Consider the following 21,949-nt stretch of genomic DNA (forward strand, 5'->3'; position numbering starts at 1 on the left):
CGCACAATGGCTACCAAGGAAGAAGCGATCGGCTCAGGAGTAGCAGGGGTAGCTCTCGCCGCCGCGGCAGTAGAGATGCTAGTTCGGCTGGGGCACGGCGACGTTCTGGAGCAGTTAAAATCAACCGCTCTGGACACTCTCAGCCGATCAGTCGACGAATACCCGGGGTTGATCACGATAAGGCCAAGGAAGAAGGCCGGTTGAAGGTGATGGCGCTGGTTGAGGGCGCCAAAGTCAGTGCCGCAATCAACTCACGACAAACTGGTCAGGGTTGATCAAAAACCTCCCTTCGGAAGTGACCTTGTAGACCCAGTCATCGCGCCGCTTCTCAAAGTCTGCCACGCTCTCTTTGCGCGGGTCGTAAAGCCGATCCGCGCTGAGTTTACCAATGTTGGCAACGGACAAAGAAAGCTGGCCCTCTTCGAATATAAACGGAGAAAGTGCCGGGGCTTTGGCAACCGCCCTGCTCGCAATCACCGGCGCGAAAGGAGCGGCTAGCAGAGCCGCCAAGAAAGATCGTCTGTTCATCTCCATCTCCTAATGAAAGAGGCGGTGTGAAAGCCGCCTTTTGGATTGCAGTTTTAAACTTAAGGCATGCGCTGCACCGAAAGCGCGCAGCGGAAGGGCACCCGCAAAATGAATTCAGTTCTGTCAAAACATCAGAAACACATCGAACAGGTCATAGGCAGCCATCGTGAGCGGCTTATTGATCTGCAGATCGATATGTCAGCGGTGTCGGATATCGACCCGAAGTTGCTCCGGTTCCTAGCCCGGCTTGAATCGGAATATCGCGAGGTCCTCGCGCGCTTCGAGAACCTCGCAGAAGCGATGGAGGTGGTGCAGCCTAAAGCCCCTTAAAGCCTATTGCGCGCGCCGCGCCTGCTGCCGCGCTCTTGGCGGTATTGATTGCCGAGCCGACAGCCCTGCCCCAGTTCACGTCAACGCGCCCTGCCGTTGCAGCGTGCTCGAAGAACCGATCGCCGGGATCGCGCCGCTGCTGATCAGCCACGGTGCGCTTGCGGCCATTGCGGCGTGAATAGTCCAACTGCCGGCCTTCGCAGCGGGCAGTGAGGTAATAGCCACGCTCATCGTCTTCGTTATGCTCGATGACATCGAGGTAGCCGCGAGCAACCGGCTCGACCTGGATCAAAGCCCGCGTGTCCGGGTGGAAGTGGGCGTCGTAGACGACAACCGGTCGGTCCCGGTAGTCCTCGTCTTCGATCTGCGTCAGAATTTCAGGCGTCAGGCCTAAATCCTTACTCTCGGCAAGCGTGAGCGTGAAACCGCCATCCGCCGCCGTCCCGGTACCGCCGCCGATATCGGAGACCTCAAGCAGACCGAATGGCTGATACGTGACGCCGGCATAGACCAGCGGCTCTCGGCGCGCGATGAAACCATAAATGCCGGAACCGATCGAGACGCGGATCATCTGGCGCGTGGAGATGCGCCCCTGGTCGTAGAGAGCCGTGACCTCTTCAGAGAGCGCCATCACGGGCTCTCCCGAAGTTGAAACGACACGCTGTAGCGACCGTTTGACCGCGGAGCCTGCCAGCTGCCGGGAACCGGTCGCATCACTAGGCCAGGCCGTGTGAAACGAACCACGGCATTAGCCTGAGCAACGCCATCGAATGGCGGCGGCTCGACGGTTACGGTTCTGATCGTTCCCCCGCCAGATGCCTCCGTGACGCGGCCGAGGTAGAATTTGCCCGCGTTCTCAAGCCCGATGCGGTCACCCGCCGTCAAGGAGAGACCAGCATCGACGCTGTTGATCGAGAGGACGTTTCCGTCAGCCACCGACACGAGGTTTCCGGCGTCGTCGGCTGGCGCCTGATTGTCGCCGTGAGCTGCCGGATAACAAACGAATGGATGACGGAACATCACCGTTCGCAGCCCCTCGCGAAGAGACAACCACCACGCCTCAACAGCGGCATACTGCGAGTAAACGAGCGGTCTTGTGACAAGCGAAGCGACCCATGCAGGATCTTCCGTCTGCGTGTAGTTGATCAGGCGCGCGCCCGAAGGGGAAGCCTTGACAGGATCGTCGAGCAGAAAATCCGCCGTCACGTAGCCGACATCAGGAAGCTCCCGAGGAAATGTGATTGCCAATGAGGTAACCTTCGGCGATTGCTTGGGGAACGACAGCCATAGGAGCTGTCGCAACCATGGAGACTTGAAGTGAGTTTTGAGAAGCAGTTTGCTGATGTGGCCTTCGACGACGAGCAGGGCGTATATCGCGGAAGCGTTGAATACTATTCCGACGAACACGCATCCCCCGTCGTCGTGCCCGTTGAATTTACCGGCGAGAAAAACGTGACTTTCGCCGACCTTGAACGTCACGCATTCAAAGCGTCAGAGGAGATCCTCCGCGCGATCATTGGATCTTAGAGCCCCTTGAAGTTTCGCCGCCTAGCATCAACGACAGTCTTAACGACCCGCGCCGAGAAATCGGCGCGATCCTTTGCCAGAACCTGTTCAATACGCGCGACGGCCGCGTTGTCGGCGCCACGAGCGTCGATGACAGGCGCATAAGTGAAATTGGACGAACCCGTCTGCTGAGCGGATTTTCCACGAGGGATGATCCGCTCACCTCTCTGTAGGATGGCCGGAACTTCATCCGGCTTCAGGCCAGCAATTCCACCCGTATGATAGCGCTTGGCGCCAGAAAAGACCGATGGCGAAACTGCGCGGCCATGGCCGTAGCCGTCACGACCAACAACACCACCGTCATGCAAAATGCCGGGGATGATCGATCCTCCGAACAATCCGCCTTTGCCGCCCACGCCGCCGCCTCCGCTGAAGAGACCATCGAGCGCTGAGCTCAGCAGACGATCACCGACACGCTTGAGCGCATTCGCAAGGATGTCCGCCGCACTCTTCCCGTCTTCCAGATCCGAGACGATGCCTTCGAGAACATCCCGACTGATGTCCTGCAATTCGCGCATCGCATCCTGGCTGGCGCGGAGCGCATCGCGTTCAGCATATGTAGTTTCGACGAGCTGCGCGATCTTTGCGCGTTGCTCGTCCGTCGCCGCCGCTCCGGCCTGTCGCAGCGCATTTGCCTCTGCGCGTTCAGCGGCGGTTTTTCCGATAAGGTTTTGCTCAAACTCTAGCTGCTCAATCAGATCGACAACGGCCTGCTTTTCCCGCTTGATCTTCTCAGCTTCCGCATCGCGCGAACGGCCCGAGCGACCTGATCCCGGCAATCCCTCAAGCTCGACTAGCGGACGTCCCTCCGGGGTGGGACCGTCTACCGGCAAATCCGGATCGGATGAACCGCGAAGAGGCCCCTCTGCGTTGCCTATGAGCCCATTCCCCCGCCAAGTCTTTGGGTCGTTCATAAGCGCTTGGGTCTGCGCTATTGCAGCGTTGGTCTGCTGAACACTGCTTGCCGTCCCAAGAGCAGCCTCAGACAATTGCTGAAAATAGCTCTTAAAACTATCTAAAGCAGGTATTCCGGTACTGTTTATTGCGGATGAAAGGGCATCCTGAACCCGCTGAACATCCTCAAGCTTCAGCGAACCATCATTGGCCGATGAGGCGAATTGGTCGAAGGCATCCTGCAACTGGAGGATAACCGTGTCTTCCTCGCCGGCAGAGCGCAGTTTGTTGACGAGGTCGTCAACTTCCACTCGGGCATCTTTTATCTGCCCCTTGGTGTCTTCGAGAGTGCGCGCATTGATAATCGATCCGGCCTCGTTGATCTCAGCCGCATCCTTCGCTCGCTTCAGTTCGTCGGCATAATCGCGTAACGCCGGCAGTGCATCGCCCCAACGATCCGCTACCTGTTGAATCAACTGAGCCTGCTGCTTCAACGTCTCCTCAGATGCCTTCCCGCCTGAAACCATTTCGGCGAAATATTGGACTGCGGATCCGCCCAAGGCGATGATCGCAATAGTGGCGAGCGAGACCGGGTTGAGGAGAGACGTAAACGCACCGGCCAGAGCGCCAACTGCCGCTCTTGCACCTGTCCCGCTGCCGAGGGCCTGAGTGATCTGGGTGCCCTGCTGCAGAGCAATCAGAAATGGGGATTGCCCACCTGCCAATTGAACTCCAATATCGTTCAGCTGAGCCGCCAGATTTCCGGTCTGCACCGAAGAATCTTTCACTGCGCGCTGAAACTGCTGCGCATTTTTGGCGCTCGAGGAAAACGCTTTATTGCTGTTCGCGGCGACCCCGTTGAATGCACCCGAGGCGGCTTTGTCTATGCCCGAGAACGCCTGCTCAATCGCCTTCGTATTAGCTTGGGTTTGCCCCACCAAGGATTTTAACTGACGCTGAATTTGACGCGTGTCCGCGCTTATGCTCAAAACCAGTTGTTCGTTATCGGTTGCCAAGGAGGTTCCTCATGGACAGGTGGCTGCAGGGGTTGGTTGCAGTAGCATGCGTGGTGGTGATCGCAGCCGGAGCTTACTTTGGCTTGAAAGAGATCCGTGTCTCGCAAGCCGCCGAAAGCAGGAGGCTCGCCGAGCAAGCACGCCAGATGGAGCGGCTTCGCGTATCGCGTCTTACTCCTCAGGAGTGCACGCGGATGGCTAAAGAAACCATTCCCGACCAGGTTGGGCAACCGGCGCGGACAAAGGAGTATCTCAAGGACCTTTTTGAATGTGATGATCTTGGCCGGATCGACGCCTCTTGGAGGGCTGAGTTAGACAAGTTTGGGATATTCTAATCACGAAGATAACCACTCCCAAAGCTCGTCCTTCTCGCTTTGGCTGAGCCGCCTGTCGCCCTCCGGATCATTCGCATCGACAAATCCGTCGAGAGCGGCGAGATACTCAAAAACCGACAGACCCAACACCTCCGATGGCGAGAGACCCATTGCTATGCCGTTTCCAATGATGGCGGCAAACCGGAACTTTCCGTTCGGGAGCGGCTCTTCCGCTTCCTTGGATTTGCCGCCTCGGATTTTTTTCCGACATCCTCCTCAGGAGCGCCGACAACGCCGGCACCAAGAACCGTCTGAGCGATGACGAGATTTTCGAGGGGCCGACGCCCTTCCACTTCCGTCTCGACGAGAGTGAGTGCCGCCGATTGGCTCATTCCGCCACCGATGAGCCCCCACTTGATCACCTCGGAGATATCCTGTAGCCGCCAGCGGCCGGTCACGAGCCGGTCGAGAACAACGTACGGGCCGGCATCGCAGGCCTCCTGAATTTTCATCAGCTCCCTCCAGGTCAGCTTGAACATGGTTCGCTGACCGTTGAAGGGAATTTCGCACGAACCGTCGCGGCTCATCAGCCAGCATCCGTGACGACGCGAACCATTTCGCCGTCGCTTTGCATGGAGACGTTGAGCGTCGCGCGGCCGGCATTTGCAGCCCCGGCTTCCAGGCTCTCGATATGCATGGCGCCGGTCCAGGTGATCGTCTTGGACGGAAACTCCCATTCGACCTTGACCGGCACGGATTCGATGCTGTCGAACGCGTCCAGCCACGTCTCGACGCTCTCTTCGGCAAGAACCCCTTCGCCGCTGACCGACATGGACAGCGACGTGGCATCGCGGCCGAGCCAGTCGATCTTGTCAGGATCATCGCAGTCCGGGACATTAACCTCGTCGAGGCCCTTGTTCAGCGTAATCGAGCGCTGGGTAAAGCCGCAGGGGGCGGCATACACGATGGGGGTTGCGTCATTCCCGACGAGAACGCGGAACTTCCCGCCCTTGATGGTCTTTGCCTTCGCCATTTCACTCTCCTGTTGAGATTAAGGTTGTTCAATCGTGCCTTCGAAGGTCAGGACACTATGGGACGTGAGGCCGTCCTCATCCCTGAAAGTGCGCGTCTGCCTGTGGCGAAAGTCCACGAGTGCGTTATCGACGAGCTCGATGTCGGCCGACCTGATGGCGCGCCGAACCTGGTCTCCGATCTTTTTAGCCTGCTCGAAGCCTGGCTCTCGTGTCCAAACATCGATATCGAGTGAGATTTCGAAAGCCACGATGCAGTCGGCATCATCGCTGGTCTCGTCCGCCTCCCCGATTGTCACGTAGGGGAAATCTGCGCCGGGCGGCACGACGTCATAGACGCGGTTGCCGATGAACGCCGTCAAATCTCCATAGGATTTCAGGCGGGCAACCAAAGCCACCTGCAGCTCGTACGATGGAGAAGCCATGTCAGCCCTTGACCTTCTTGACCGCTTTGCGGACTGCCGCCGCCATCTGGCGGCGAATCTTCGGCCGCTCTTGCCGGTATGTCGGAAAAATGTGCGGCCGCTTCGCCATCTTCACAGTTCCAAACTCCAGAAACCGCCAGATAAAGTCGGCGAAGACACCGGTTGCGTTCGGATCTTTGGTCTCGTTCTTGATGCCGCCCGCCGGCGCCTGCCGTGGGCGATTGACCAGACGATCGGCTTCGATGCTGGCCCTGTAAGCGCCAGTCTTCGGTCCAGGCGTTCGCGGCTTGATCTTCGATGCTAGCATCTGGGCCGCGGCGAGCTGCTCCTTTGCAAGCTCTTTTTCGGCGTCCGGCACGATCTGATTGAGGAGCCGCATCGTGGTCTCACGACCAAGAAACTTCGCCTTGACCTTCATCCGCTCGCGCCGCCGCTCTGGCCGAGGCAGTCGATCCACGCCCGGTCATCTGAAACCGTCACTTCCGCGATGTTATAGGAAAGGCCGGTCCATTTTTTGCCGTCAACCATTTCGCCATTAGTCGCATCGACGAGATTGCCGGTTCTGGCATCGCGCATGCGCCAGTCGGTCGAAATTTCCTTTGTCTGCGATGAAGCCCGCACAAAGATCACTTTCGCGCTCTTGCCCTGCAGGCGACCGGCGATCACCGCCTCGCCGCCACGCAAGTTGATGACCCCCGCACGAACACTGAACTGCTCCTGCCACTTTCCAACGGTCACACCGTCACCGCGATCGAGCTCGACGCGCTTGTCGAATGCGAACCGATGATAGAGATCGCCGGCCGACCTTGCCTCAGGCATCAGAAGCCTCGCCACGCGGCTTCGGATCGACCTCGACCGCCTTTTTGGATGCAATCGCCTGCTCACCGCACGCGCGCTTTACAGTCTGCTCCATCCCGGCCTTGTAGCCGATGGTCACACCGCGAGTGGGCTTGTAGTCGAAATCACCTGTGAAACGGACGCGCATGAACCTTCTCCTATACTCGCAGCCAGCGGTAGGGATCGATCAGCAACTGACTCGACCTTGGAAGTCCTTCCAGACCAGCACGATTTTCGTAAAGCGCCGCCACGTACATCATTGCAGCGACCTTGAAGATCGCCTCCTTGCCGATAGGCACAAGAGAGAGGTTGCAGTACTGGAGCACCGAAGATTCAGCGGCATCCATATATGTTTGGATGGTCACGTCGTCATCGCCAGTGTCAACGCGCAGATGCTCCTTGACTTCGGCCAGCGTATAAAGCGGGCCAAGTTCAGTGATGACGACGTTTCCCATGATATACCCCTAGTTTGTGCCCGTCTTGTTTGCGACGGGTGGCGCTTTCTTGTTTGCGACGCCGGGAGCCTGCTTTTCACTGCCGGAACCCGCCTTGCGAACCGCTCCGAACGCCTCCATGCGCTCGAAATCGTCGGGACTGAACTCCCGCTCCGTTCCTTCGGGATCACCATCGAGTGGCTTAATAAGAATTGCCTTGATCATGCTGCTCTCCTTCGGTTCATGAAACCGGCGCCGAGAACAGCGCCGGTCGATATGAGCCGAGGAATTACGCTACGCGGCCGAGATCGCCGTAGACGATCGCCTGAGGGCGGTAGATAGCCATCGCAAGGCGTTCTTCTGCGCGGATGGTAACCTTGTTTTTGATGAAGTTGTCCTGATCTTCGGTCGAAACGTCGATGGTGGCGTCCTGACGGTCGAAGATCTGGGCAGCAAGGTTGAAGGCGCCGACAAGGGCCTTGTCAACGCCCATGGCCTGCGTTTCGACGACCGGCAGGCCCCAGAGCGTCTTCTGGATAGTGCCCTGCGGGTTGCCGATGATGTACCGGCCTGTGTCGTCCTTCTGCATCTCGATCGCCGCCATATCGATCGGGTTCATGACCATGCCATTCGGCGGGTACTCTGCAAGAGCAGCCTGCAGGATCATCAAACGAACCGTATCGAGCTGAGTGGTAGCAACCAGGCTGCCTGGCGCCGAGTAGGCGGTTGCAGCGGTCACGAGGCCGAGCAGGTTCTGGCCGGTCCCGGAGCCGTTAAGAAGCTGGTTCTCTTCGACGTAGGCCAGGCCGAAGCGAAGACGCTGGTCGATGATGGAGCGCAGGCCGGGAGCGTCCGCCAGGATCTGCACCGACGTGCGCATCCAGTGAGCGATGGTGCGGACGTTCGCGACCTTGTCTTCGAACTGAAGTTCCGACTGCGGCTTTGCCGTACCTTCGGCGACGGGAGCTGCGCTGTTGGTGAACAGTTTCTCCTGTTCGTACTCGATCTGATTGCTGCTGGTCTGACCCGGCATCAGCAGTGCGCGCACGGTCATGCGACGCTGCGGCAACTCGACTTGCATGCCACGACGATCCGCAGGAACCAGGGCGCCAGCCGATCCGGCGGCATCCGTCGTGAGAGAGGTGATATCCTTCACATCGACCAGGACGCGACCACGGGGGCGGGTCTGGCCGGCGAAAGCCTTGAAGTCTGAATGCTCGACGAAACGCTCGCCGGCGGTGCGCTGATCGTTGTCATCGCCGCCGCGGTTCGCGAGCTTCTGGTCGAGTTCATCAAGCCGAGCTTTGGCGTCGTTCATGCCCTTGATGGCTTGGTCGGCGAGCTCCTTGGCGGTAGTGGCCAGCGGGGTGCCCTTTTCGGCCTCAGCGAGAGCCTTTTCCGCGATTTCCTTGACCTTGTCGTGCTTGGTGTCGAAATCACGCTTGAATTCCGCCGCCAGCTCGGCCGCAGTTTTCGTATTGTTGCCGTTCGGACGGTCCGGAGCGTCGAAAACGATGCGGGGACCGAACGGCAGAGCCGCCATAGAAGCAATAGCGAATGCGATCGAACCGCCACAAACGACGGCCAGCTTATGTCCCGACATGGGAACCTCCAGTTTTCGGTTGAAATTGAGCGTTCAGCTCATCAAGGCGCGCAGGAATGCAACGCCGTCATCAGCCGCGTCGGCAAGTTCCCCTTGCCCCTTCAGGTGGAGACGCGCGGCGCGCTCCGCCTGCGAATTCGAGAAGCCCAGCCCCTTGAGCCAGGTCTCAAACTCTCTTTCTGAAAGCCGGTCCCCGGCTTTGAGCTTTTCGGTGAGATCGTGAGCTGCTTTGGCTGCCTTCACGCTCTGCACAACTGCATTCTCATTGGCACCCACAGATACGATGCTAACCTCGACGAGATCGAGTTTCTGCAGTGTCCAGACGTAGGTCTCGGTATCGACGCTGTACTCTTTGATGCGATAGCCAATCGACAGGCCATCAATATCCTTGGCTTTCAGGAGAGCATGGGCCTCTCTGCCGCGCTGAACGTCCATGTTCAGTTTGCCGCGCATCAGCAGGCCGTGAGAATCTTCCGTCGCATCAAGCCATTTTCCGATCGGTTCATCCGAATTGTGCTGCCAGAAGAGCTTTGGCATTGTGCCCTTGGCCTTGTGAAGCGCCAGGCTTTCCGAATATGCCCCATCCGCTATAATGTCGCCGTAGGCGTCGGGCTCGCCGCCGAACGTCGAGCCATAGCCTTCGAATTCGCCGGTGTCCTTGAGCGACTTGATCTCAAGAACTGGGGCTGTTTTCTTGTCCATTTCGATCTCCGTTGATGGCATTCGCCAAGGGAATGTCCTGCATCTGGACCGTGACCACGTCGCCGCCGTCGATCGGCGGAAGATTTTCGAGCGCTCTGCACTCATTTCGGGTAGCGATGCCCATCCGGATCGCCTTTTCGTAAGCTTCGTATCGACTGGCGGTATCGCCTCTCAGCAAGCCCTCGAAATTGAACTCGATCACGATCCCCTGCGACCGTTGCTCCGACAGGGAAACGAGCTGCTTCAGGACCGATTGTTCAATCCGCTTCAGGCGCTTGCGAAGCGTGAATTTCTGGAAACCAAGGACGTCAGCCTCTTTTCCAGTACCCCAATTTGAGGCCTTGTCGCCAAAACCCACCATCGCTGGGGGGACGCCGAAGATCCGGCAAATCTGCTCGCCGCTGAATTTGCGACTTTCGAGCATTTGCGCGTCCTGGGGGTCGATCGAGATCTGTTCCCATGTCAAGCCGTTGTCGAGCAGCATCGGCCTACCGTTGCGGATCGACCCCATGTACCGCTCCTGCAGAAGCCGCTCCAGATCTCCGCGCTGCTCTTTGGACAGTTGCGTCTCCGGCTTCGTGGAAAGAACGCCGCTCGGATTGACCCCATTTGCAAAAACCGAACCTGCAGCCTCCTCCGAGGCCATTGCGTCACCAAAGACGTTCCTGCAGACAGAAAGTGTCGATAAGCCGGAAATGCCATCCCCTAAAGGCCCGCGAATATGCAGAACATCAGCGGCTCGTCTGACATATGAGCGGCCATTGTCCGTCCACGAATATTCGAGATCGCCGTTTGCCTTGCGGCGAACCGTCATTCGGTCCGGTCTGACCGGGTAGAGCGATGTAATGATTCCGCCGGACCGCCGCTCGATAGACGCATAGGCATTCCCATGCAGCTCGACACTCGCCGCCATAACCTCCCAGAAATCGACGGCGGTCTGATCGAAATTCGGGCTGTCATGCAGAACGAAATATAGAGGATGATCCTTCGCCACGGTGCGAATGCCGTTTTCGGTCCGATAGACCATCAAAGGCAAGGATGCGATTGTACCTGCGATCAGCTGCACGCACGCCCACGTGGCAGACAGACCGACAGCTGCCTCCGCCTGATGAAGGCGATAATCCCGATAGTCCGCTAGAGTGACCTGGTTCGCAGTGAAATTATCACCGTTCTCGGTCGAGGCGGCGCCGCTTCGCCATGGCTCGATATCTTTCACGCCGTCGCGGCCAATTAGGCGGGTAAACCAGTTCATGCGTAGCTCGCTATCCACGCCTCGGCATCGAAAGCCGCAGCAGCTTCGGGGTTCTGGAACATCAGCATCGCGGCATTGAAGAGCGCCATAAGCATATCGATCTTCGCAGCTCCCGAGACTTCCTTGGTAACAACGTAATTGCTACCCTTCAGGGTCTGTTTTGCATTACCGACGCACCAGTTCATGATAGGCTGATCGCCATGCAGAAAGCGACGATCTTCAAGCTTGAGCGGAACCGACGAGATTGCCGTCTGTAGTTTCCAGCCCTGCAAGACAGCGCCAACCACTGGATCCGTCAGACCCTCCTCTTCAAGAGCATCAACGAGAAGAGCAACGCCTGCGCTGTCGAGACCGATGCCATTCTGCTCGGGGAGGAGACCGCTATCAGCGACGCGGCGGCATATCTCGGCTGCAGATGCGGCCTGGTCTTCACCAGACTTGCAGATGATGAGGTCACCGTCTTCCTCGAAGGTTCTCAACTGCGAGGCGATGCTTTTGCGCTGCTCAAATACGGTTTTTCGCGCCCAAGCTTTTCCCCACCCAAGCCAGCGCTTGGAGGATTTTTCGCGGCCCAGGACATAGAGTGCCGCAAGGTCGTCAGCGCCGCCCCAGTCTATGCCGATGGTGCAGACCTCAGATCGCCGTAGCAACTCATCGAGATCCGTGATCTTGTCATCGATGCAGTTCGACCAGTGCAGTGCACCTGACCATCCATCGCCGCCGAGGCCCACGCCGATCTCAATGTTGAGATGCTGGCTCGCCCAAATCTGCTCAGCCTCTTTCGAAACCTTTCCGTTGTTCTCGTAATCGTCGATCAACGCCTGCGGATCGATGGACCGCCCCATGTTCGGCAGGATCAAACCCCAGTTTTTCGGGTTGCGCCAAAACTCTTGGTCGAGCTGCTTCTCCACCGGAAACTCGTAGAGAACCGGAAGCATGATCGGCGAGCGACCGCCTTTGCCATCGCGGATCTTCCGAGCCTTGTCTAACTCGGTGCGCCAGATGCCGGCAGGAGGCTCGTCGGATTGCGTGGTGATCATCAGCAATCGGCCGCGTTGCTTCGTGATGCCGCCGCCGCGGATCTGCTGCATCACCGCCGCCGCCTTCGCTTTCTTGCCGAGCTCGTGCACCTCGTCGATGATCGTCATGATCGGGATTTCGCCGGTGACGATCGACGTGTCGAAGGTTTTGACATCGAGCGACGTGCCCGTCTTGTAGCGGGTGATCGTCTTCGTGTGGTCCTGAACCTTGAAGATGGTCTCAAGCTTCGGGTCGAGGCGGATCATGCCTTGAGCCTGGTCAAAGCAGCGCTCGGAAATGTTCTGGCTTGGCCCGACCAATAGCATTTGCCGGTTCGGGGCGTCGATCATGTATAGAGCCGTCAGGGCCAGACCGGCCACATAGGTCGTCTTAGAGTTCTTCTTCGGCACCATGCAGAGGAGCTCCCACACCGTGGGAAGCATGGTTTCCGGATCTTCGCTTGCGAGGAATACCGCCAGCATGTCGCGAAACCAGTCACCGCATGCCTCGACAAGAGGAGGGTTCCCAGGGACGTCTGGCAAACGCAGCCGATTGAAGAACGCTATCGCCTTTCCGGCCTTGACCTTATCGTACGGCACATCCGCCATAGGCGTCTGTCCCGCAAGAAGCCTGTCCCACCAGTCCGGGCAAGCGAAGCGAGGAAGATCCTCAGTGGCGAGCATTCTGCGAAGCCTCTTGCTCCAGTTCGGCCATCAGATCAGCGTCGGCATCACGCGCCCGAATTTCGTCCAGCTGCTTCTTGCCTATGCGCTCAGACGCGGCAGGCTTTGTTTCCTGCTTGGTCTTTGCAGGGGTGCCAAGTTCGCGCTCGACTTCCATTCGATCGTTGCGCTCCAGGAGTCTCCCGAATTCTCGCATCGCGCCGACATTGCCGCTCTCTGCCAGCTCCCAAGCTTTCTCCAGCCGCCGAGCCTCAAGCCGATCCCGCATCGATGTGCGCTCTTTGAGCTCGGCTCTAAAATACCGCTTTATCGTCGCCTCGGATCGACCGATAGCGTTGGCTATTCGCCGGTTAGACCAGCCAAGTGCAAGCAACAGCTTGATTTTGTTGCGGTCTTTTTCGGTTGGCTCGTAAGGAGGCCGACCGCGCTGACCTTTCCACTCGGGAATGGGGTGCCCCAGAGGTCAAAATTCTCGGTCATGCCAAAAAAAATCTCCAAATGAGAGGGGCGCGGGTCTAGGGGTCGGAGGCCTTCCAGACTTTCGACCCGCCCCCCTAGGACTCGATCGGGGCTTCGGTCGGCACCTCGCCGACCTCGACCATGACGGGCGGGTGCATGGTGCCGAGGATGCGAAGGTGCACGGACGCGCCAGCATTAAGGCGTTCCAACTCATCAGGTGTCGGCGTCCATGCCGTCACCATTGCGGGCGTGCCTTCACCACCAACTGTGCAGTTGATCAGCTCGTCACGCAGAGGAAGACCAAGGTAGCCTTGGCTCTTGCCAAGGATGCGGGTTGCACGTTCGATCATCGCTATCTGCATTGTCACCACCTAGCCTGCGCTCGTTCCTGCTTCTGCTTCTCGCTGTCGTGGTAGGCCTTGCTCACGGTCTGCAGGTTCTCGATGTCCCAGAACAATCGTTCGTCACCGTGATGCGGCTTGACGTGGTCAACGACCGGGCTGTTATCAGCCGGATGCTTGCCCATGCAGATCACGCCCGTTTGCTTGCAGGTGTAAGCATCGCGAACCAGCACCTGCTCTCGCAGCTTCTGCCAACGGCTGGTCTTGTACCACTTGCGATGTTCGAGGTTCTGATCACGCTTGCGATGTCGGATCGCTTCAGCTTCCTGCCTGTTGGCCGGCGCTATCGGAGAGAGGCGAGACCCGAGCGTCTTCAGTCGAGGCTGCAGAGATTTCAGCTTGCCCATATCCCTAGATGCAACAAAGGCGACCGTCAGGTCGCCTCGTCAATCATCTGGTCATAGCAGTGGCACTTGCTCTGAATCGGTGCCTCTCGTCGTCGAGGCTGTCAGAGCGGGGTCCGGGCGCGAGAGCGAAGGTCACTAAGAACCGGATCAACCGTGGGCAATTTGTAGTCACAAGCGATGGATCATTGCAAGAGGGGTCAGGATCGGGGTCTTGCGCCCGAAGATGTCCAATTCCACCACAGGGCATCCCTTACCCGATCCGCCAAACGCGATGACTTCGCCCTCGAAGGAAGCGAACGGCCCCTCCTTGATGCGCACTCTGCAGCCAACCGGAAAGACGTCACCTTTGACTTCCCAATCGTAGGCACCGCTCTCGGCCATGTACTTGAAGTGTTGGACGTTTTGGTCTGACAGTCGAAGCCGTATAGGCCATCCGCCGACGACGCCACGAACGTGATCAAAGCCCGTCAATCCTTGGATCGCATGCTCCGACTGGTGGCAGCGAACGAACAGGTAACCCATGAACACAGGCTTCTCAGATGGCGGCAATTCTTTGTGGTGGCGCCGGCGTTTCGGCCCTTTGCAGATGGGCACGAACGCCTGAATTTTATTTTCAGACAGGGCCATTTCCACAGCCTGCTCGCGTCCAGGCCAGACATGAAGAACGATCCACGGTTTATCTGAGGGGTTCTTGGCGGCGATTCGCATCCCTGCTTCCTCAACACAGCGAGCCCGATTCGCCGCTTCTCGCGCGATCTGATCGAGACGCTCAATGCCTTTCGCCGAAACCATGCCCTCGAACGGATCACCCTTAAGCTGCATCGTCATTGCCTCGTTCCCTCATAATCGCATCGCTGAATTCCGCCACCGCCTGCTCTGGCTCTCCCGGCGGGAAGTAGAGCCAGTCAACGCCGCTCGCTGGAACCGGTAGCCACGGCCAACCCTGCACTTGGTGATAGGCCTTCCAGCGCAGCGCCTCCGCACTGTCCTTGTGATAGCTGACGAAGTTCTCGGATAGCTTCACGAGCCACGGCGCCACTGTGACGCCTTCGGCCATCTGCGCCCGCTGGTGCATCGTCATCACCTTCGGCCATCCATAACGAAGCCTACGTTCGCGGATAATGCCTTCCGCCACAGGGCCGCCTTTCAGCAACTCCGCCCGCTGATAGGTGGTGGGCGCTATCGGTGGATTAGCAGCCTGTTTCATCAGCTCGGCAAGGCGCTTGGCGCTCCAAGCCCTGCTGAATGCGTTGTGAACGATGGTGCGCTCGCCTTCAGGCGTCGGGTCGGGAAAGCTGGTCCAGAACCGCTCGCGGAAATACGTGGACGGCATGGGAATATGCTTGCGGTTGCCAAAGGTCGCCCGCCAGGCAGGAAACCGGATAACTGCATGTCGGCGATCCTCAACCGAAAGTGCGAACCACTGCTTGAGCGGCCCCTTTTTGTCGGCGTCGGCGAAATTCGGCCAATCCTTAACGAGATCCCAAAAAGCAGCTTCGACCTGCTTTCGATCTTCGAACCCGGAATCTTTCTCTCTCCCTCGATCGGAGACGCGCTCTTGCGCGCTCGCAGAGAGAGATGATGGTTCTAATGGTGGTTCTATTACGGTTCGGGTGTCACCGTGACACCCGTCTCTGCCGTCGGTGTCACCCGTCTCCGTCTCATTTGTCACCCGTCCCTCATCCTCAACGGGTGACACGCTGTCACCCCTATCAGGCTTGAAAGAGAAGAGGCGATTGAGATCGAAATCATAAGCGGTCGCGATTCCCGGGCGGCCTGTCGCGTTTCTAACAACGACGAGAATGCCCTCGCTGACGAAGTCGGAGAGCATGCGTTGGATGGTGCGCTCCGAGAGTTCCGTCTCGGCTGCCAAGCGCGCCACGCTCGGATAGATGCCACGCCCTTCGTCGTCGGCGAAGTCGGCCAGCCTCACCGCCAAGAGCTTTCTATTGCTGCCGCCGAGGTTCATCCTGAACAGCCGGCTCATGATCATTATGCTCATGCCGCCAACCTCTCGACCGTGAGGTGGCCGCAGTTGGCAAAAACAAGCGCTGTGGCGACTGGCGGCGACACGCTGTTGCCGACGCAGCTCACCTGCACCGATTTCGAGAACGGCTTCCAGACCGGCTCTCCGCCACCCTCAGGCGCCATATAGGCGCCGTCGATCTGATAGCCGGGCGGAAAGCCCTGCGCGTTGTACAGCTCGCGCGGCGTCAGCATCCGCATGCCTATATCGACGATGACGAATGTTTCGCCGCCGATGCTGATCGTCACGAACTCCCGGTCATCCCAGAAGCCGTGCGCCCGCATGAAGGCGGCCACCTGTCGCGCCCGCTCCGCCTGGTCTTCGGTGAACGGCGGAACGTCAACGCGAGCCTCGACGTGGCCGTGCCGGTCCTTGGTGGTAATCGTGCGGCACGGCTGGTCCTCCTCGCCGCCGTCGCCGGTCCCGTAGTAGGCCTGCAGGTAGGGTGCAACGAGCATCGATTTGCCGCCGCCGTGCGCCGTCGTCGTCGCGAGCGGCTTTTCCACCTCGTGCCCGGTCGATGTGCCGAACTGGCGCGAGATGAATGCGGTCACAGGCTGCTGATGCGAGCCTGAGGCGGTGATTGTCGCCAACGGCTCCTCTGCGTCGCGGCCCGGATTGACGCCGCCGATCCTGCGGCTGTCGTTGTTGTGCTGCGCCACGAATGCGACAGCAGCTGCATGCTTCACCCCGCCAGCGACTACTGTACCCAGCGGCTTGCTGATATCGAGCGCGCGAGGCTCCTGGCCTTCGCGCTCGCCGTACCCGGTCTGGATCAGCGTCGGCACGATGACTGAGTTCTGGTCCTTCTTCGAGGCGCAGATGGTGTGGTGCGGCTCGTCTACCGGTCGGTTCGCGCCACCCTGCTGCGCATAGGTCAGCACTGGTGCGATAACACCCAGAGGCGCAGCGCCGCCCGGCCGCTTGATGAAGCTGTTCGCCGTTATGGTCGAGAGCGGATCGCGCACATCCTGTCCCGTGGCGCCGGTATTCATGCGGATGACAGATGGCGCCACCGCCGCCTTTTCGCCTCGATGAGCGCCGGTGATCGTATTGAACGGTTCCGCCACGTCCTCGCAGCGCCCGCCATGCGTCAGGTTGACGATGAAGGGTCGCTCGGCGTCGAGCACATAGCGCTTCATGCCGCGCGCCACGCGGGCCATCGTATTGTCCGCGAGCGGCCGAACCGCCTTCAGGCCGAACCGCCGCATGATCTCGTCGGACGTATCGAAGATCGACGGGCAAGGCTGCGACCAGTCGATGATCTCAGCCGCCGTTCGCCACGGCAGCTTTCGCCCGGCGATCACGTCGCGGTCATCAGGCTTACCATGCGTCGGCTTCGGCCAGACGATTGGCTGACCGTCGAAGCGGATAATGACGAACAACCGCTTGCGGATCGTTGGCGCGCCGTAATCGCATGCCCGCAGCTCGCGATACTGAATCTTGCCGCCAAGCCGCCGGATCGCCTTGCACCATTTCCTGAAGGTCTCGCCGCGGCGTTCAGGATCTGGCATCAGGCCGCGCTCGGTGGCGATCAGCGGCCCGTAATCCTTGAACTCCTCGACATTCTCCATGATGATGACATCGACCTGTCCGCCGCTCTTCTGGATGCGCTCCACCCAGCCCGGAATGATCCAGGCGAGATCGCGGATATTGCGCTCCACCGGCTTGCCGCCCTTGGCTTTCGAGAAGTGCTTGCAGTCGGGAGAGAACCACGCCAGCCCGATATGCCGCCCTTTCAGGTAATCGAGCGGGTCGATACGGTAGACGTTTTCCGAAAGGTGCAGCGTCTCAGGATGATTGGCTGCGTGCAGCGCCAGGGCATCGGCATTGTGGTTGATGGCGATATCCGGCGAGCGACCCAGCGCCATCTCGATCCCGGTCGATGCCCCGCCGCCGCCGGCGAAACTGTCTATGATCATCGGCGGAAGCTTGCCCCCGCGTTGCTGAAACAGGTCAGCAGTGCTCGTGCCCCCGAAGAGCGATCCCGCATACATGGTCAATCCCCTCTGGTCGCCGCCGCGACCCGCATGTCGAGCGCGGCCATCGCCAGCGCCTTCTCGATTTCGATTGAGTAGTGGCCGTCCTCTGTTCGGACGGAGAGCGCGGCGGACAAACGAACCGCCGCGTAACTGAGGGCCGTCTCGAAGCCGATACCGGCAAGGACGAGCTTGATGTCGGAATGGCAACGCAAATACGCGTCGTCAGAGGCGCGGAGCAGCCAGATGGCAATATCTGGCCAGGACCGCAGCGCGGCGAGATGTTCGACGGTTGGGAGAAAGCCGGTCACGCCACCTCGCCTTCCGCGCTGGCGGCTTCAAAACCCCACGCTTCCCAGCCGGGGCGCGGCGCCCTGCAGAACAGTTCGAGCTTCGGGATGCCGGGATAAAGTTTGTCGATCGTTTCGGCGTAGAAATCGGGCTTGGCGCTGTGCCTGCCCTTGGCTTCCCGATGCACCGTCTGCGGCTGCGTGCCGGGAAGCGGCGCCACCGGTTTGCCCTTCTTGCCGATCAGCAGCAGTTCGTGGCGGTCGCGACCCCAGTATCCGGTTCCGGCGAATTCCTTGTCCCATATCCAGTGGTGGACATAGGTGAAGCCCCAAGCCTCCATGACGCGCAGCGCGTCGGGCAGCATGGGGTTCGTCGCCCAGAGAAAGAGCACCGCATCAGCTTTGGCAGGCGATCCGATCTCGGCGAAAAGGTCGCAGATGGCCCCGGTTGGCATGGTCGGATAGTGGTTCTCTGCGCTCTTCTCGCGCCCCGTCACTTCCGAACGAACGCCAAACTGCCATGGCGGATCCGCATAAATGATCGGAAATCGCTTGGTGATCTGGCCCACCGTCGCCGCGCCATTGGTCTGCACATGCGCCATGTGCGTCAGCCGCACGCTATGGCGGACCTCCGCCAGCTTGCGCCGGTTTTCCTTCGTGGCGGCCGCCATGCGCTTTTCTTCGTTGAGAGCGGCCTCGACATAGAGAACCTGCTTGTCCGGCGCGACCTGTTTGAGACGATCGAGGAACGCGCCGCTGTCGAGACGGGTGCCGCGCAGCCGATGCAAGGCCATATCGACGATCTTTTCGCCCCTGGCAGCATCACGCTGGATTGAACGTTCGCTCTGGCCTGTCGCCTCGGCGGTTGCTGTTGAGAACCGCCTCACAGAGGAGTCGCCAACTTGGCGACTCCTCGTGTGCTGGTTTGCGCCATGCTCCGTTTCAGGATGCTTTTCGAGATAGATTTCTTTACGGCGAGCGATGAACAAGGCTCTGTCTGCCGCCGTCAGCTCCTCGCGGCAAAGGTTTTCGTCGATCTCCCAAAGCTCGCGGTCGAGATCGTCCACCGCTTCGTGAAAGCAAAGAACCTTCGCCCATCCGAGCTGCCGCGCCGTTTCGATACGATGCAGGCCGGCAGAGAGATTGACGCGATCGTCCGTCTCTGAACCCTGAACGGAAATCGGCGTCTTCTGTCCTATCTCGCGAAACGAAGGCTTGAGCGCCTCGACCTTCGCCATATTGGCCTGACGTAACCGAGTACCGATATTGATCGTGTCGATGTCACGCCAGATCGCGCGGCGGGAGTCTTCTGGCTCTTCGATCAGGGCCGCGACCGGAGCGGGCACCGCCTTCTGCATATGCCCGACCAGCTTCGGCGTCGGAAACCAAAGGTCTGCATCCTTTGCATCCCGCTTCAGCAGTCCCTTGATGTTGAGCTTGATGCAGGACTTTCGTTCGGCGGCATTATTGCTGCGGACCTGACCTTCACGCTCCGCGATCTGAAGCAAGGCAGCCTGACGATCCCGCGAGATGCTGATAGTGTTCGTCATTGCGCCGCCCTCCGCTCGAACCGCACGAGACCGCGCAAAATGGTTTCCGGTTGGCGGCCCTTGGCGATGCGAGCGGCAAATTCTGCGGGCTCATAGATGAAATCGCTGTGCGCGATGGCGCGGCGAAGCGGCTGCGGCAGGCTGTCAAAGGCCTGCATACGCTCGACGGATTGAATGGCGGCGTTCACTTTGCGCCTCCGTCTTCGATCTTCGCCAGAACCTGCTCGATCGCACGCAGGGCCTGGCGGCCTTCGGCGGCGATCTTCTTGCGTTCCAGCGCGTCGATACGGTTGTCGAGAAGGGCATCCAGAATGGCCCGAGAGACATCCATGCTCTCGGAGAGCACTCGGTGCGCGTCCATTTCCGTAAGCGGCCCACTCGCTACGCCCTCACCGTCGGGAACCAGCCGATAACCAAGTAGGCGGGCCATCGCAGAGACAATTGCCGGGCTCTTCGCCCGCCGGTCGGCTTCGACCGCAATGTCGCACGGGATGACGTTTTCCTTCAGGTCGTCATTGAAGGAGGCGTATTTCGACAACGTGGAGACGTTTACGCGCGTCAGATCAGGAAACGCGGTGACGCCGCCGCCCAACGTGTAGGACGCCTCGGTTGCGGATTTGATCGAGCGTATCTCGACCTCAGAAATTGTGCGCACGACTACTCCCCCTCGGAAAGCAAGGAAACAAAATCAGGAATGGATTCGGTGATGGGCGCAGGCTGGCGCCTTAGTGGTCGTTCGTCAGCAAATCACGGAGGTCCGCATGCCTGTGAATATCCACGAGTGCGTCGAGGAGAAGAGAGCCCAGCGCATCTATGTCTCAAGGCAGAGGAAGGCGAGGTCATTCGGCCGCCTCCGAGATGAGGATAAAATCGTTAGGACAAACCTCTCCTTTCGTCACCTCGGCGATCTTTCGCATCTGCTCTGGCCGCGGAACGCGCTCGCCGTTCATCCATTTTCTCGCCCCAGATACGGACACGGTTCCAACGATGGCCGCGAGTTCTTCGGGCGTGAGGTGATTTTCGGCCATGTAATGAGCGAGCTTCATTACAAAAACTTACCCATTATGGGGAAGATTAGCAACCCCAAAATGGGGCGCGACAGGACATGAAAGCTGTGGACATGTTTCCCGCTATGGGAAACCAGTTGAGAAATCTGCGTAACAAGCGTGGTTGGACGCACGAACAGGCGGCCGATGCGATGGGTGTTTCAAGGGGCCAGTTCATCAAGCTTGAACGGGGCGAGCGTCGACTCACGGAGCAGTATATCGAGCAAGCGGCTCGGGCGTTCGAGGTACGGAAGGCCGAAATCTTGGCTGACGGCGGTGACGACGTGGTGCCTTTGATGGGATATATCGGCGCGGGCGCCCAGATCGAGCCAGAGTTTGAACAAACCCCGCCCGAGGGTCTCGACCAGATTTCAGTTCCCTTTCCGCTGCCTGACGACATGATCGCTTTTGAAGTTCGTGGCGACTCGATGCTGCCCGTTTTCAAGGACAGGTCGATTCTAATTGTTTATCGCGATCAGAAGCGGCCATTGTCATCGTTCTATGGTGAGGAAGCGGCAGTTCGAACATCAGACGGCCGGCGCTTCATAAAAACGATTATGCGCGGGGCGACGGGGGTCACGCTCAATTCATGGAATGCGGCACCCATCGAGGACGTAGAGTTAGAGTGGATTGGTGAAATTTTCGCAGTCCTGCCGCGGGCCTCCCTGAATAAGGTTGCGCGCCTGGGCGGCATCCAAGGTAGCCTCCGGATCAACGGATAAAAGCCTCAAAGAACTGACGGCGATCAAGCCCTGCGAAAGATTTTTCGCGGGGTTTTTTTGTTTTTTGCCAATAGCTTGCGGCCCGCGTTGCCACGATGAGACCAAATCTTCCCCATTATGGGGTTGCTAATCTTCCCCAATTTGGGTAATTTTTTCTTGTCCGGCCAACTCCTCCCCATCCGGACTGCCACGTTGGCAACGCCGCCGCCTCCCTCCTCCCTGCAAGGCGGCGGCGTCAACGAGGGGAGATACAGGCCAAACACATGAAAACCGAATCCACCACGATCACCGCCGCCGACCGCGCCGACCGCGCGCTGATGGTCAGGCTCTTTCAGGAACGCGGCCCGCAGACCGACAAGCAGCTGCTTGCAGCCGGCATCTCCTATGAAAGCCAGGCGAAGAACGTACCGGCCGTCGCCGAAATCGTCCGCGGCGCCGAACTGCACTGATCCGATCCGTTTTGATTTCCGCCCCTGGCCTCAGCGGGCGGAAGG

32 protein-coding genes are annotated in these 21,949 nt (G+C 59.2%); 6 read left to right on the top strand and 26 right to left on the bottom strand.

Annotated features, from left to right (window positions below; all coding sequences use genetic code 11):
* Nucleotides 1-6 precede the first annotated feature (6 nt).
* Nucleotides 7-204, top strand: a complete 198-nt coding sequence (locus F2982_RS11285) for a hypothetical protein (RefSeq protein ID WP_246777431.1) — start codon at nucleotides 7-9, stop codon at nucleotides 202-204.
* A gap of 42 nt (nucleotides 205-246) precedes the next feature.
* Here F2982_RS11285 and F2982_RS11290 read toward each other — a convergent pair whose 3' ends face one another.
* A complete protein-coding gene (locus F2982_RS11290) occupies nucleotides 247-528 on the bottom strand; it encodes a hypothetical protein (protein WP_203427864.1) in 282 nt (93 codons plus the stop codon).
* A 66-nt stretch (nucleotides 529-594) separates the two neighbouring features.
* On the opposite strand from F2982_RS11290, the gene F2982_RS11295 reads away from it, so the two are divergent.
* Nucleotides 595-858, top strand: coding sequence for a hypothetical protein (locus F2982_RS11295; RefSeq protein ID WP_203427865.1), 264 nt, complete (start codon nucleotides 595-597; stop codon nucleotides 856-858).
* Here F2982_RS11295 and F2982_RS11300 read toward each other — a convergent pair.
* Genes F2982_RS11300 through F2982_RS11310 form a run of 3 tightly spaced genes read right to left on the bottom strand, consistent with a single transcriptional unit; the run spans nucleotide 845 to nucleotide 4,334 of the window.
* The gene (locus F2982_RS11300; protein WP_203427866.1) at nucleotides 845-1,489 is read right to left on the bottom strand and encodes a DUF2163 domain-containing protein; all 645 of its coding nucleotides are present in this window, start codon (nucleotides 1,487-1,489) and stop codon (nucleotides 845-847) included. The two genes, F2982_RS11295 and F2982_RS11300, sit on opposite strands and share 14 nt — an antisense overlap.
* Complete coding sequence (locus F2982_RS11305; protein ID WP_246777432.1) at nucleotides 1,489-2,337, bottom strand: hypothetical protein; 849 nt, start codon at nucleotides 2,335-2,337, stop codon at nucleotides 1,489-1,491. The genes F2982_RS11300 and F2982_RS11305 overlap by 1 nt, the downstream gene beginning before the upstream one ends.
* Nucleotides 2,338-2,381: 44 nt before the next feature.
* Nucleotides 2,382-4,334, bottom strand: coding sequence for a phage tail length tape measure family protein (locus tag F2982_RS11310; protein ID WP_203427867.1), 1,953 nt, complete (start codon nucleotides 4,332-4,334; stop codon nucleotides 2,382-2,384).
* Nucleotides 4,335-4,345: 11 nt separating this feature from the next.
* On the opposite strand from F2982_RS11310, the gene F2982_RS11315 reads away from it, so the two are divergent.
* Nucleotides 4,346-4,669, top strand: a complete 324-nt coding sequence (locus tag F2982_RS11315) for a hypothetical protein (RefSeq protein WP_203427868.1) — start codon at nucleotides 4,346-4,348, stop codon at nucleotides 4,667-4,669.
* A gap of 152 nt (nucleotides 4,670-4,821) precedes the next feature.
* On the opposite strand, the gene F2982_RS11320 is transcribed toward F2982_RS11315, so the two are convergent.
* The 22 genes from F2982_RS11320 to F2982_RS11425 form a co-directional block, all read right to left on the bottom strand.
* Nucleotides 4,822-5,235: a gene transfer agent family protein gene (locus tag F2982_RS11320; RefSeq protein ID WP_203427869.1), complete on the bottom strand. Its 414-nt coding sequence runs from the start codon at nucleotides 5,233-5,235 to the stop codon at nucleotides 4,822-4,824.
* Nucleotides 5,235-5,681, bottom strand: coding sequence for a phage tail tube protein (locus tag F2982_RS11325; protein ID WP_203427870.1), 447 nt, complete (start codon nucleotides 5,679-5,681; stop codon nucleotides 5,235-5,237). Before F2982_RS11325 ends, F2982_RS11320 begins: the two co-directional genes overlap by 1 nt.
* Nucleotides 5,682-5,699: 18 nt before the next feature.
* Nucleotides 5,700-6,104 carry a DUF3168 domain-containing protein gene (locus F2982_RS11330; RefSeq protein WP_203427871.1) on the bottom strand — a complete coding sequence of 135 codons (405 nt, stop codon included), beginning with the start codon at nucleotides 6,102-6,104 and terminating at the stop codon, nucleotides 5,700-5,702.
* 1 nt (nucleotide 6,105) lies between these two features.
* Complete coding sequence (locus F2982_RS11335; protein ID WP_203427872.1) at nucleotides 6,106-6,522, bottom strand: HK97-gp10 family putative phage morphogenesis protein; 417 nt, start codon at nucleotides 6,520-6,522, stop codon at nucleotides 6,106-6,108.
* A complete protein-coding gene (locus F2982_RS11340; protein WP_203427873.1) occupies nucleotides 6,519-6,923 on the bottom strand; it encodes a head-tail adaptor protein in 405 nt (134 codons plus the stop codon). The genes F2982_RS11335 and F2982_RS11340 overlap by 4 nt, the downstream gene beginning before the upstream one ends.
* The gene (locus F2982_RS11345) at nucleotides 6,916-7,089 is read right to left on the bottom strand and encodes a hypothetical protein (RefSeq protein ID WP_203427874.1); all 174 of its coding nucleotides are present in this window, start codon (nucleotides 7,087-7,089) and stop codon (nucleotides 6,916-6,918) included. The genes F2982_RS11340 and F2982_RS11345 overlap by 8 nt, the downstream gene beginning before the upstream one ends.
* A gap of 10 nt (nucleotides 7,090-7,099) precedes the next feature.
* Nucleotides 7,100-7,396 (bottom strand): head-tail connector protein, encoded by a 297-nt coding sequence (locus F2982_RS11350; RefSeq protein ID WP_203427875.1) that lies wholly within the window; start codon nucleotides 7,394-7,396, stop codon nucleotides 7,100-7,102.
* A 9-nt stretch (nucleotides 7,397-7,405) separates the two neighbouring features.
* Entirely contained in the window at nucleotides 7,406-7,600 is a 195-nt protein-coding gene (locus tag F2982_RS11355) for a hypothetical protein (protein ID WP_203427876.1), read from the bottom strand.
* A gap of 64 nt (nucleotides 7,601-7,664) precedes the next feature.
* The gene (locus F2982_RS11360) at nucleotides 7,665-8,978 is read right to left on the bottom strand and encodes a phage major capsid protein (RefSeq protein ID WP_203427877.1); all 1,314 of its coding nucleotides are present in this window, start codon (nucleotides 8,976-8,978) and stop codon (nucleotides 7,665-7,667) included.
* A 33-nt stretch (nucleotides 8,979-9,011) separates the two neighbouring features.
* A complete protein-coding gene (locus F2982_RS11365) occupies nucleotides 9,012-9,680 on the bottom strand; it encodes an HK97 family phage prohead protease (RefSeq protein WP_203427878.1) in 669 nt (222 codons plus the stop codon).
* Nucleotides 9,652-10,932 (bottom strand): phage portal protein, encoded by a 1,281-nt coding sequence (locus F2982_RS11370; protein ID WP_203427879.1) that lies wholly within the window; start codon nucleotides 10,930-10,932, stop codon nucleotides 9,652-9,654. Before F2982_RS11370 ends, F2982_RS11365 begins: the two co-directional genes overlap by 29 nt.
* Complete coding sequence (locus tag F2982_RS11375) at nucleotides 10,929-12,635, bottom strand: terminase large subunit (protein WP_203427880.1); 1,707 nt, start codon at nucleotides 12,633-12,635, stop codon at nucleotides 10,929-10,931. Before F2982_RS11375 ends, F2982_RS11370 begins: the two co-directional genes overlap by 4 nt.
* Nucleotides 12,622-13,008 (bottom strand): hypothetical protein, encoded by a 387-nt coding sequence (locus F2982_RS11380; RefSeq protein ID WP_246777433.1) that lies wholly within the window; start codon nucleotides 13,006-13,008, stop codon nucleotides 12,622-12,624. The genes F2982_RS11375 and F2982_RS11380 overlap by 14 nt, the downstream gene beginning before the upstream one ends.
* 181 nt (nucleotides 13,009-13,189) lie before the next feature.
* Complete coding sequence (locus tag F2982_RS11385; RefSeq protein WP_203427881.1) at nucleotides 13,190-13,456, bottom strand: hypothetical protein; 267 nt, start codon at nucleotides 13,454-13,456, stop codon at nucleotides 13,190-13,192.
* Between the two features lie 2 nt (nucleotides 13,457-13,458).
* Entirely contained in the window at nucleotides 13,459-13,842 is a 384-nt protein-coding gene (locus tag F2982_RS11390) for an HNH endonuclease (RefSeq protein WP_203427882.1), read from the bottom strand.
* A gap of 168 nt (nucleotides 13,843-14,010) precedes the next feature.
* The gene (locus F2982_RS11395; protein ID WP_203427883.1) at nucleotides 14,011-14,670 is read right to left on the bottom strand and encodes a transcription termination/antitermination NusG family protein; all 660 of its coding nucleotides are present in this window, start codon (nucleotides 14,668-14,670) and stop codon (nucleotides 14,011-14,013) included.
* Complete coding sequence (locus tag F2982_RS11400; protein WP_203427884.1) at nucleotides 14,654-15,844, bottom strand: helix-turn-helix domain-containing protein; 1,191 nt, start codon at nucleotides 15,842-15,844, stop codon at nucleotides 14,654-14,656. The genes F2982_RS11395 and F2982_RS11400 overlap by 17 nt, the downstream gene beginning before the upstream one ends.
* Nucleotides 15,841-17,865, bottom strand: coding sequence for a DNA cytosine methyltransferase (locus F2982_RS11405; protein WP_203427885.1), 2,025 nt, complete (start codon nucleotides 17,863-17,865; stop codon nucleotides 15,841-15,843). The genes F2982_RS11400 and F2982_RS11405 overlap by 4 nt, the downstream gene beginning before the upstream one ends.
* A gap of 2 nt (nucleotides 17,866-17,867) precedes the next feature.
* Complete coding sequence (locus tag F2982_RS11410) at nucleotides 17,868-18,158, bottom strand: hypothetical protein (RefSeq protein WP_203427886.1); 291 nt, start codon at nucleotides 18,156-18,158, stop codon at nucleotides 17,868-17,870.
* On the bottom strand, nucleotides 18,155-19,495 hold the full coding sequence (locus F2982_RS11415; protein WP_348652503.1) for an MT-A70 family methyltransferase: 1,341 nt from the start codon (nucleotides 19,493-19,495) through the stop codon (nucleotides 18,155-18,157). Before F2982_RS11415 ends, F2982_RS11410 begins: the two co-directional genes overlap by 4 nt.
* Before the next feature lie 188 nt (nucleotides 19,496-19,683).
* Nucleotides 19,684-19,875 carry a hypothetical protein gene (locus F2982_RS11420; RefSeq protein ID WP_203430128.1) on the bottom strand — a complete coding sequence of 64 codons (192 nt, stop codon included), beginning with the start codon at nucleotides 19,873-19,875 and terminating at the stop codon, nucleotides 19,684-19,686.
* Entirely contained in the window at nucleotides 19,872-20,342 is a 471-nt protein-coding gene (locus F2982_RS11425; RefSeq protein WP_203427888.1) for a phage regulatory CII family protein, read from the bottom strand. The genes F2982_RS11420 and F2982_RS11425 overlap by 4 nt, the downstream gene beginning before the upstream one ends.
* A 106-nt stretch (nucleotides 20,343-20,448) precedes the next feature.
* Between F2982_RS11425 and F2982_RS31530 the strand changes: the two genes are divergently transcribed.
* From F2982_RS31530 to F2982_RS11440, 3 genes are all read left to right on the top strand, one after another.
* Nucleotides 20,449-20,796 carry a hypothetical protein gene (locus tag F2982_RS31530; protein ID WP_246777434.1) on the top strand — a complete coding sequence of 116 codons (348 nt, stop codon included), beginning with the start codon at nucleotides 20,449-20,451 and terminating at the stop codon, nucleotides 20,794-20,796.
* Nucleotides 20,793-21,455: an XRE family transcriptional regulator gene (locus F2982_RS11435; RefSeq protein WP_203427890.1), complete on the top strand. Its 663-nt coding sequence runs from the start codon at nucleotides 20,793-20,795 to the stop codon at nucleotides 21,453-21,455. Before F2982_RS31530 ends, F2982_RS11435 begins: the two co-directional genes overlap by 4 nt.
* A 263-nt stretch (nucleotides 21,456-21,718) precedes the next feature.
* Nucleotides 21,719-21,904 (top strand): hypothetical protein, encoded by a 186-nt coding sequence (locus tag F2982_RS11440; RefSeq protein WP_203427891.1) that lies wholly within the window; start codon nucleotides 21,719-21,721, stop codon nucleotides 21,902-21,904.
* Nucleotides 21,905-21,949 lie beyond the last annotated feature (45 nt).

This window comes from Rhizobium sp. BG4, assembly GCF_016864575.1.
Classification (GTDB): domain Bacteria; phylum Pseudomonadota; class Alphaproteobacteria; order Rhizobiales; family Rhizobiaceae; genus Rhizobium.

Excerpts from the sequence above, each read along its gene's own strand:
- F2982_RS11385 (WP_203427881.1), bottom strand. The coding sequence starts at position 13,456 with ATGCAGATAGCGATGATCGAACGTGCAACCCGCATCCTTGGCAAGAGC.
- F2982_RS11295 (WP_203427865.1), top strand. The coding sequence starts at position 595 with ATGCGCTGCACCGAAAGCGCGCAGCGGAAGGGCACCCGCAAAATGAAT.
- F2982_RS11355 (WP_203427876.1), bottom strand. The coding sequence starts at position 7,600 with ATGATCAAGGCAATTCTTATTAAGCCACTCGATGGTGATCCCGAAGGA.
- F2982_RS11335 (WP_203427872.1), bottom strand. The coding sequence starts at position 6,522 with ATGAAGGTCAAGGCGAAGTTTCTTGGTCGTGAGACCACGATGCGGCTC.
- F2982_RS11370 (WP_203427879.1), bottom strand. The coding sequence starts at position 10,932 with ATGAACTGGTTTACCCGCCTAATTGGCCGCGACGGCGTGAAAGATATC.
- F2982_RS11375 (WP_203427880.1), bottom strand. The coding sequence starts at position 12,635 with ATGCTCGCCACTGAGGATCTTCCTCGCTTCGCTTGCCCGGACTGGTGG.
- F2982_RS11285 (WP_246777431.1), top strand. The coding sequence starts at position 7 with ATGGCTACCAAGGAAGAAGCGATCGGCTCAGGAGTAGCAGGGGTAGCT.
- F2982_RS11395 (WP_203427883.1), bottom strand. The coding sequence starts at position 14,670 with ATGACGATGCAGCTTAAGGGTGATCCGTTCGAGGGCATGGTTTCGGCG.
- F2982_RS11345 (WP_203427874.1), bottom strand. The coding sequence starts at position 7,089 with ATGCGCGTCCGTTTCACAGGTGATTTCGACTACAAGCCCACTCGCGGT.
- F2982_RS11320 (WP_203427869.1), bottom strand. The coding sequence starts at position 5,235 with ATGAGCCGCGACGGTTCGTGCGAAATTCCCTTCAACGGTCAGCGAACC.
- F2982_RS11405 (WP_203427885.1), bottom strand. The coding sequence starts at position 17,865 with ATGTATGCGGGATCGCTCTTCGGGGGCACGAGCACTGCTGACCTGTTT.
- F2982_RS11400 (WP_203427884.1), bottom strand. The coding sequence starts at position 15,844 with ATGAGCATAATGATCATGAGCCGGCTGTTCAGGATGAACCTCGGCGGC.
- F2982_RS11330 (WP_203427871.1), bottom strand. The coding sequence starts at position 6,104 with ATGGCTTCTCCATCGTACGAGCTGCAGGTGGCTTTGGTTGCCCGCCTG.
- F2982_RS11350 (WP_203427875.1), bottom strand. The coding sequence starts at position 7,396 with ATGGGAAACGTCGTCATCACTGAACTTGGCCCGCTTTATACGCTGGCC.
- F2982_RS11340 (WP_203427873.1), bottom strand. The coding sequence starts at position 6,923 with ATGCCTGAGGCAAGGTCGGCCGGCGATCTCTATCATCGGTTCGCATTC.
- F2982_RS11325 (WP_203427870.1), bottom strand. The coding sequence starts at position 5,681 with ATGGCGAAGGCAAAGACCATCAAGGGCGGGAAGTTCCGCGTTCTCGTC.
- F2982_RS11300 (WP_203427866.1), bottom strand. The coding sequence starts at position 1,489 with ATGGCGCTCTCTGAAGAGGTCACGGCTCTCTACGACCAGGGGCGCATC.
- F2982_RS31530 (WP_246777434.1), top strand. The coding sequence starts at position 20,449 with ATGCCTGTGAATATCCACGAGTGCGTCGAGGAGAAGAGAGCCCAGCGC.
- F2982_RS11415 (WP_348652503.1), bottom strand. The coding sequence starts at position 19,495 with ATGCAGAAGGCGGTGCCCGCTCCGGTCGCGGCCCTGATCGAAGAGCCA.
- F2982_RS11315 (WP_203427868.1), top strand. The coding sequence starts at position 4,346 with ATGGACAGGTGGCTGCAGGGGTTGGTTGCAGTAGCATGCGTGGTGGTG.
- F2982_RS11390 (WP_203427882.1), bottom strand. The coding sequence starts at position 13,842 with ATGGGCAAGCTGAAATCTCTGCAGCCTCGACTGAAGACGCTCGGGTCT.
- F2982_RS11290 (WP_203427864.1), bottom strand. The coding sequence starts at position 528 with ATGAACAGACGATCTTTCTTGGCGGCTCTGCTAGCCGCTCCTTTCGCG.
- F2982_RS11365 (WP_203427878.1), bottom strand. The coding sequence starts at position 9,680 with ATGGACAAGAAAACAGCCCCAGTTCTTGAGATCAAGTCGCTCAAGGAC.
- F2982_RS11440 (WP_203427891.1), top strand. The coding sequence starts at position 21,719 with ATGAAAACCGAATCCACCACGATCACCGCCGCCGACCGCGCCGACCGC.
- F2982_RS11360 (WP_203427877.1), bottom strand. The coding sequence starts at position 8,978 with ATGTCGGGACATAAGCTGGCCGTCGTTTGTGGCGGTTCGATCGCATTC.
- F2982_RS11435 (WP_203427890.1), top strand. The coding sequence starts at position 20,793 with ATGAAAGCTGTGGACATGTTTCCCGCTATGGGAAACCAGTTGAGAAAT.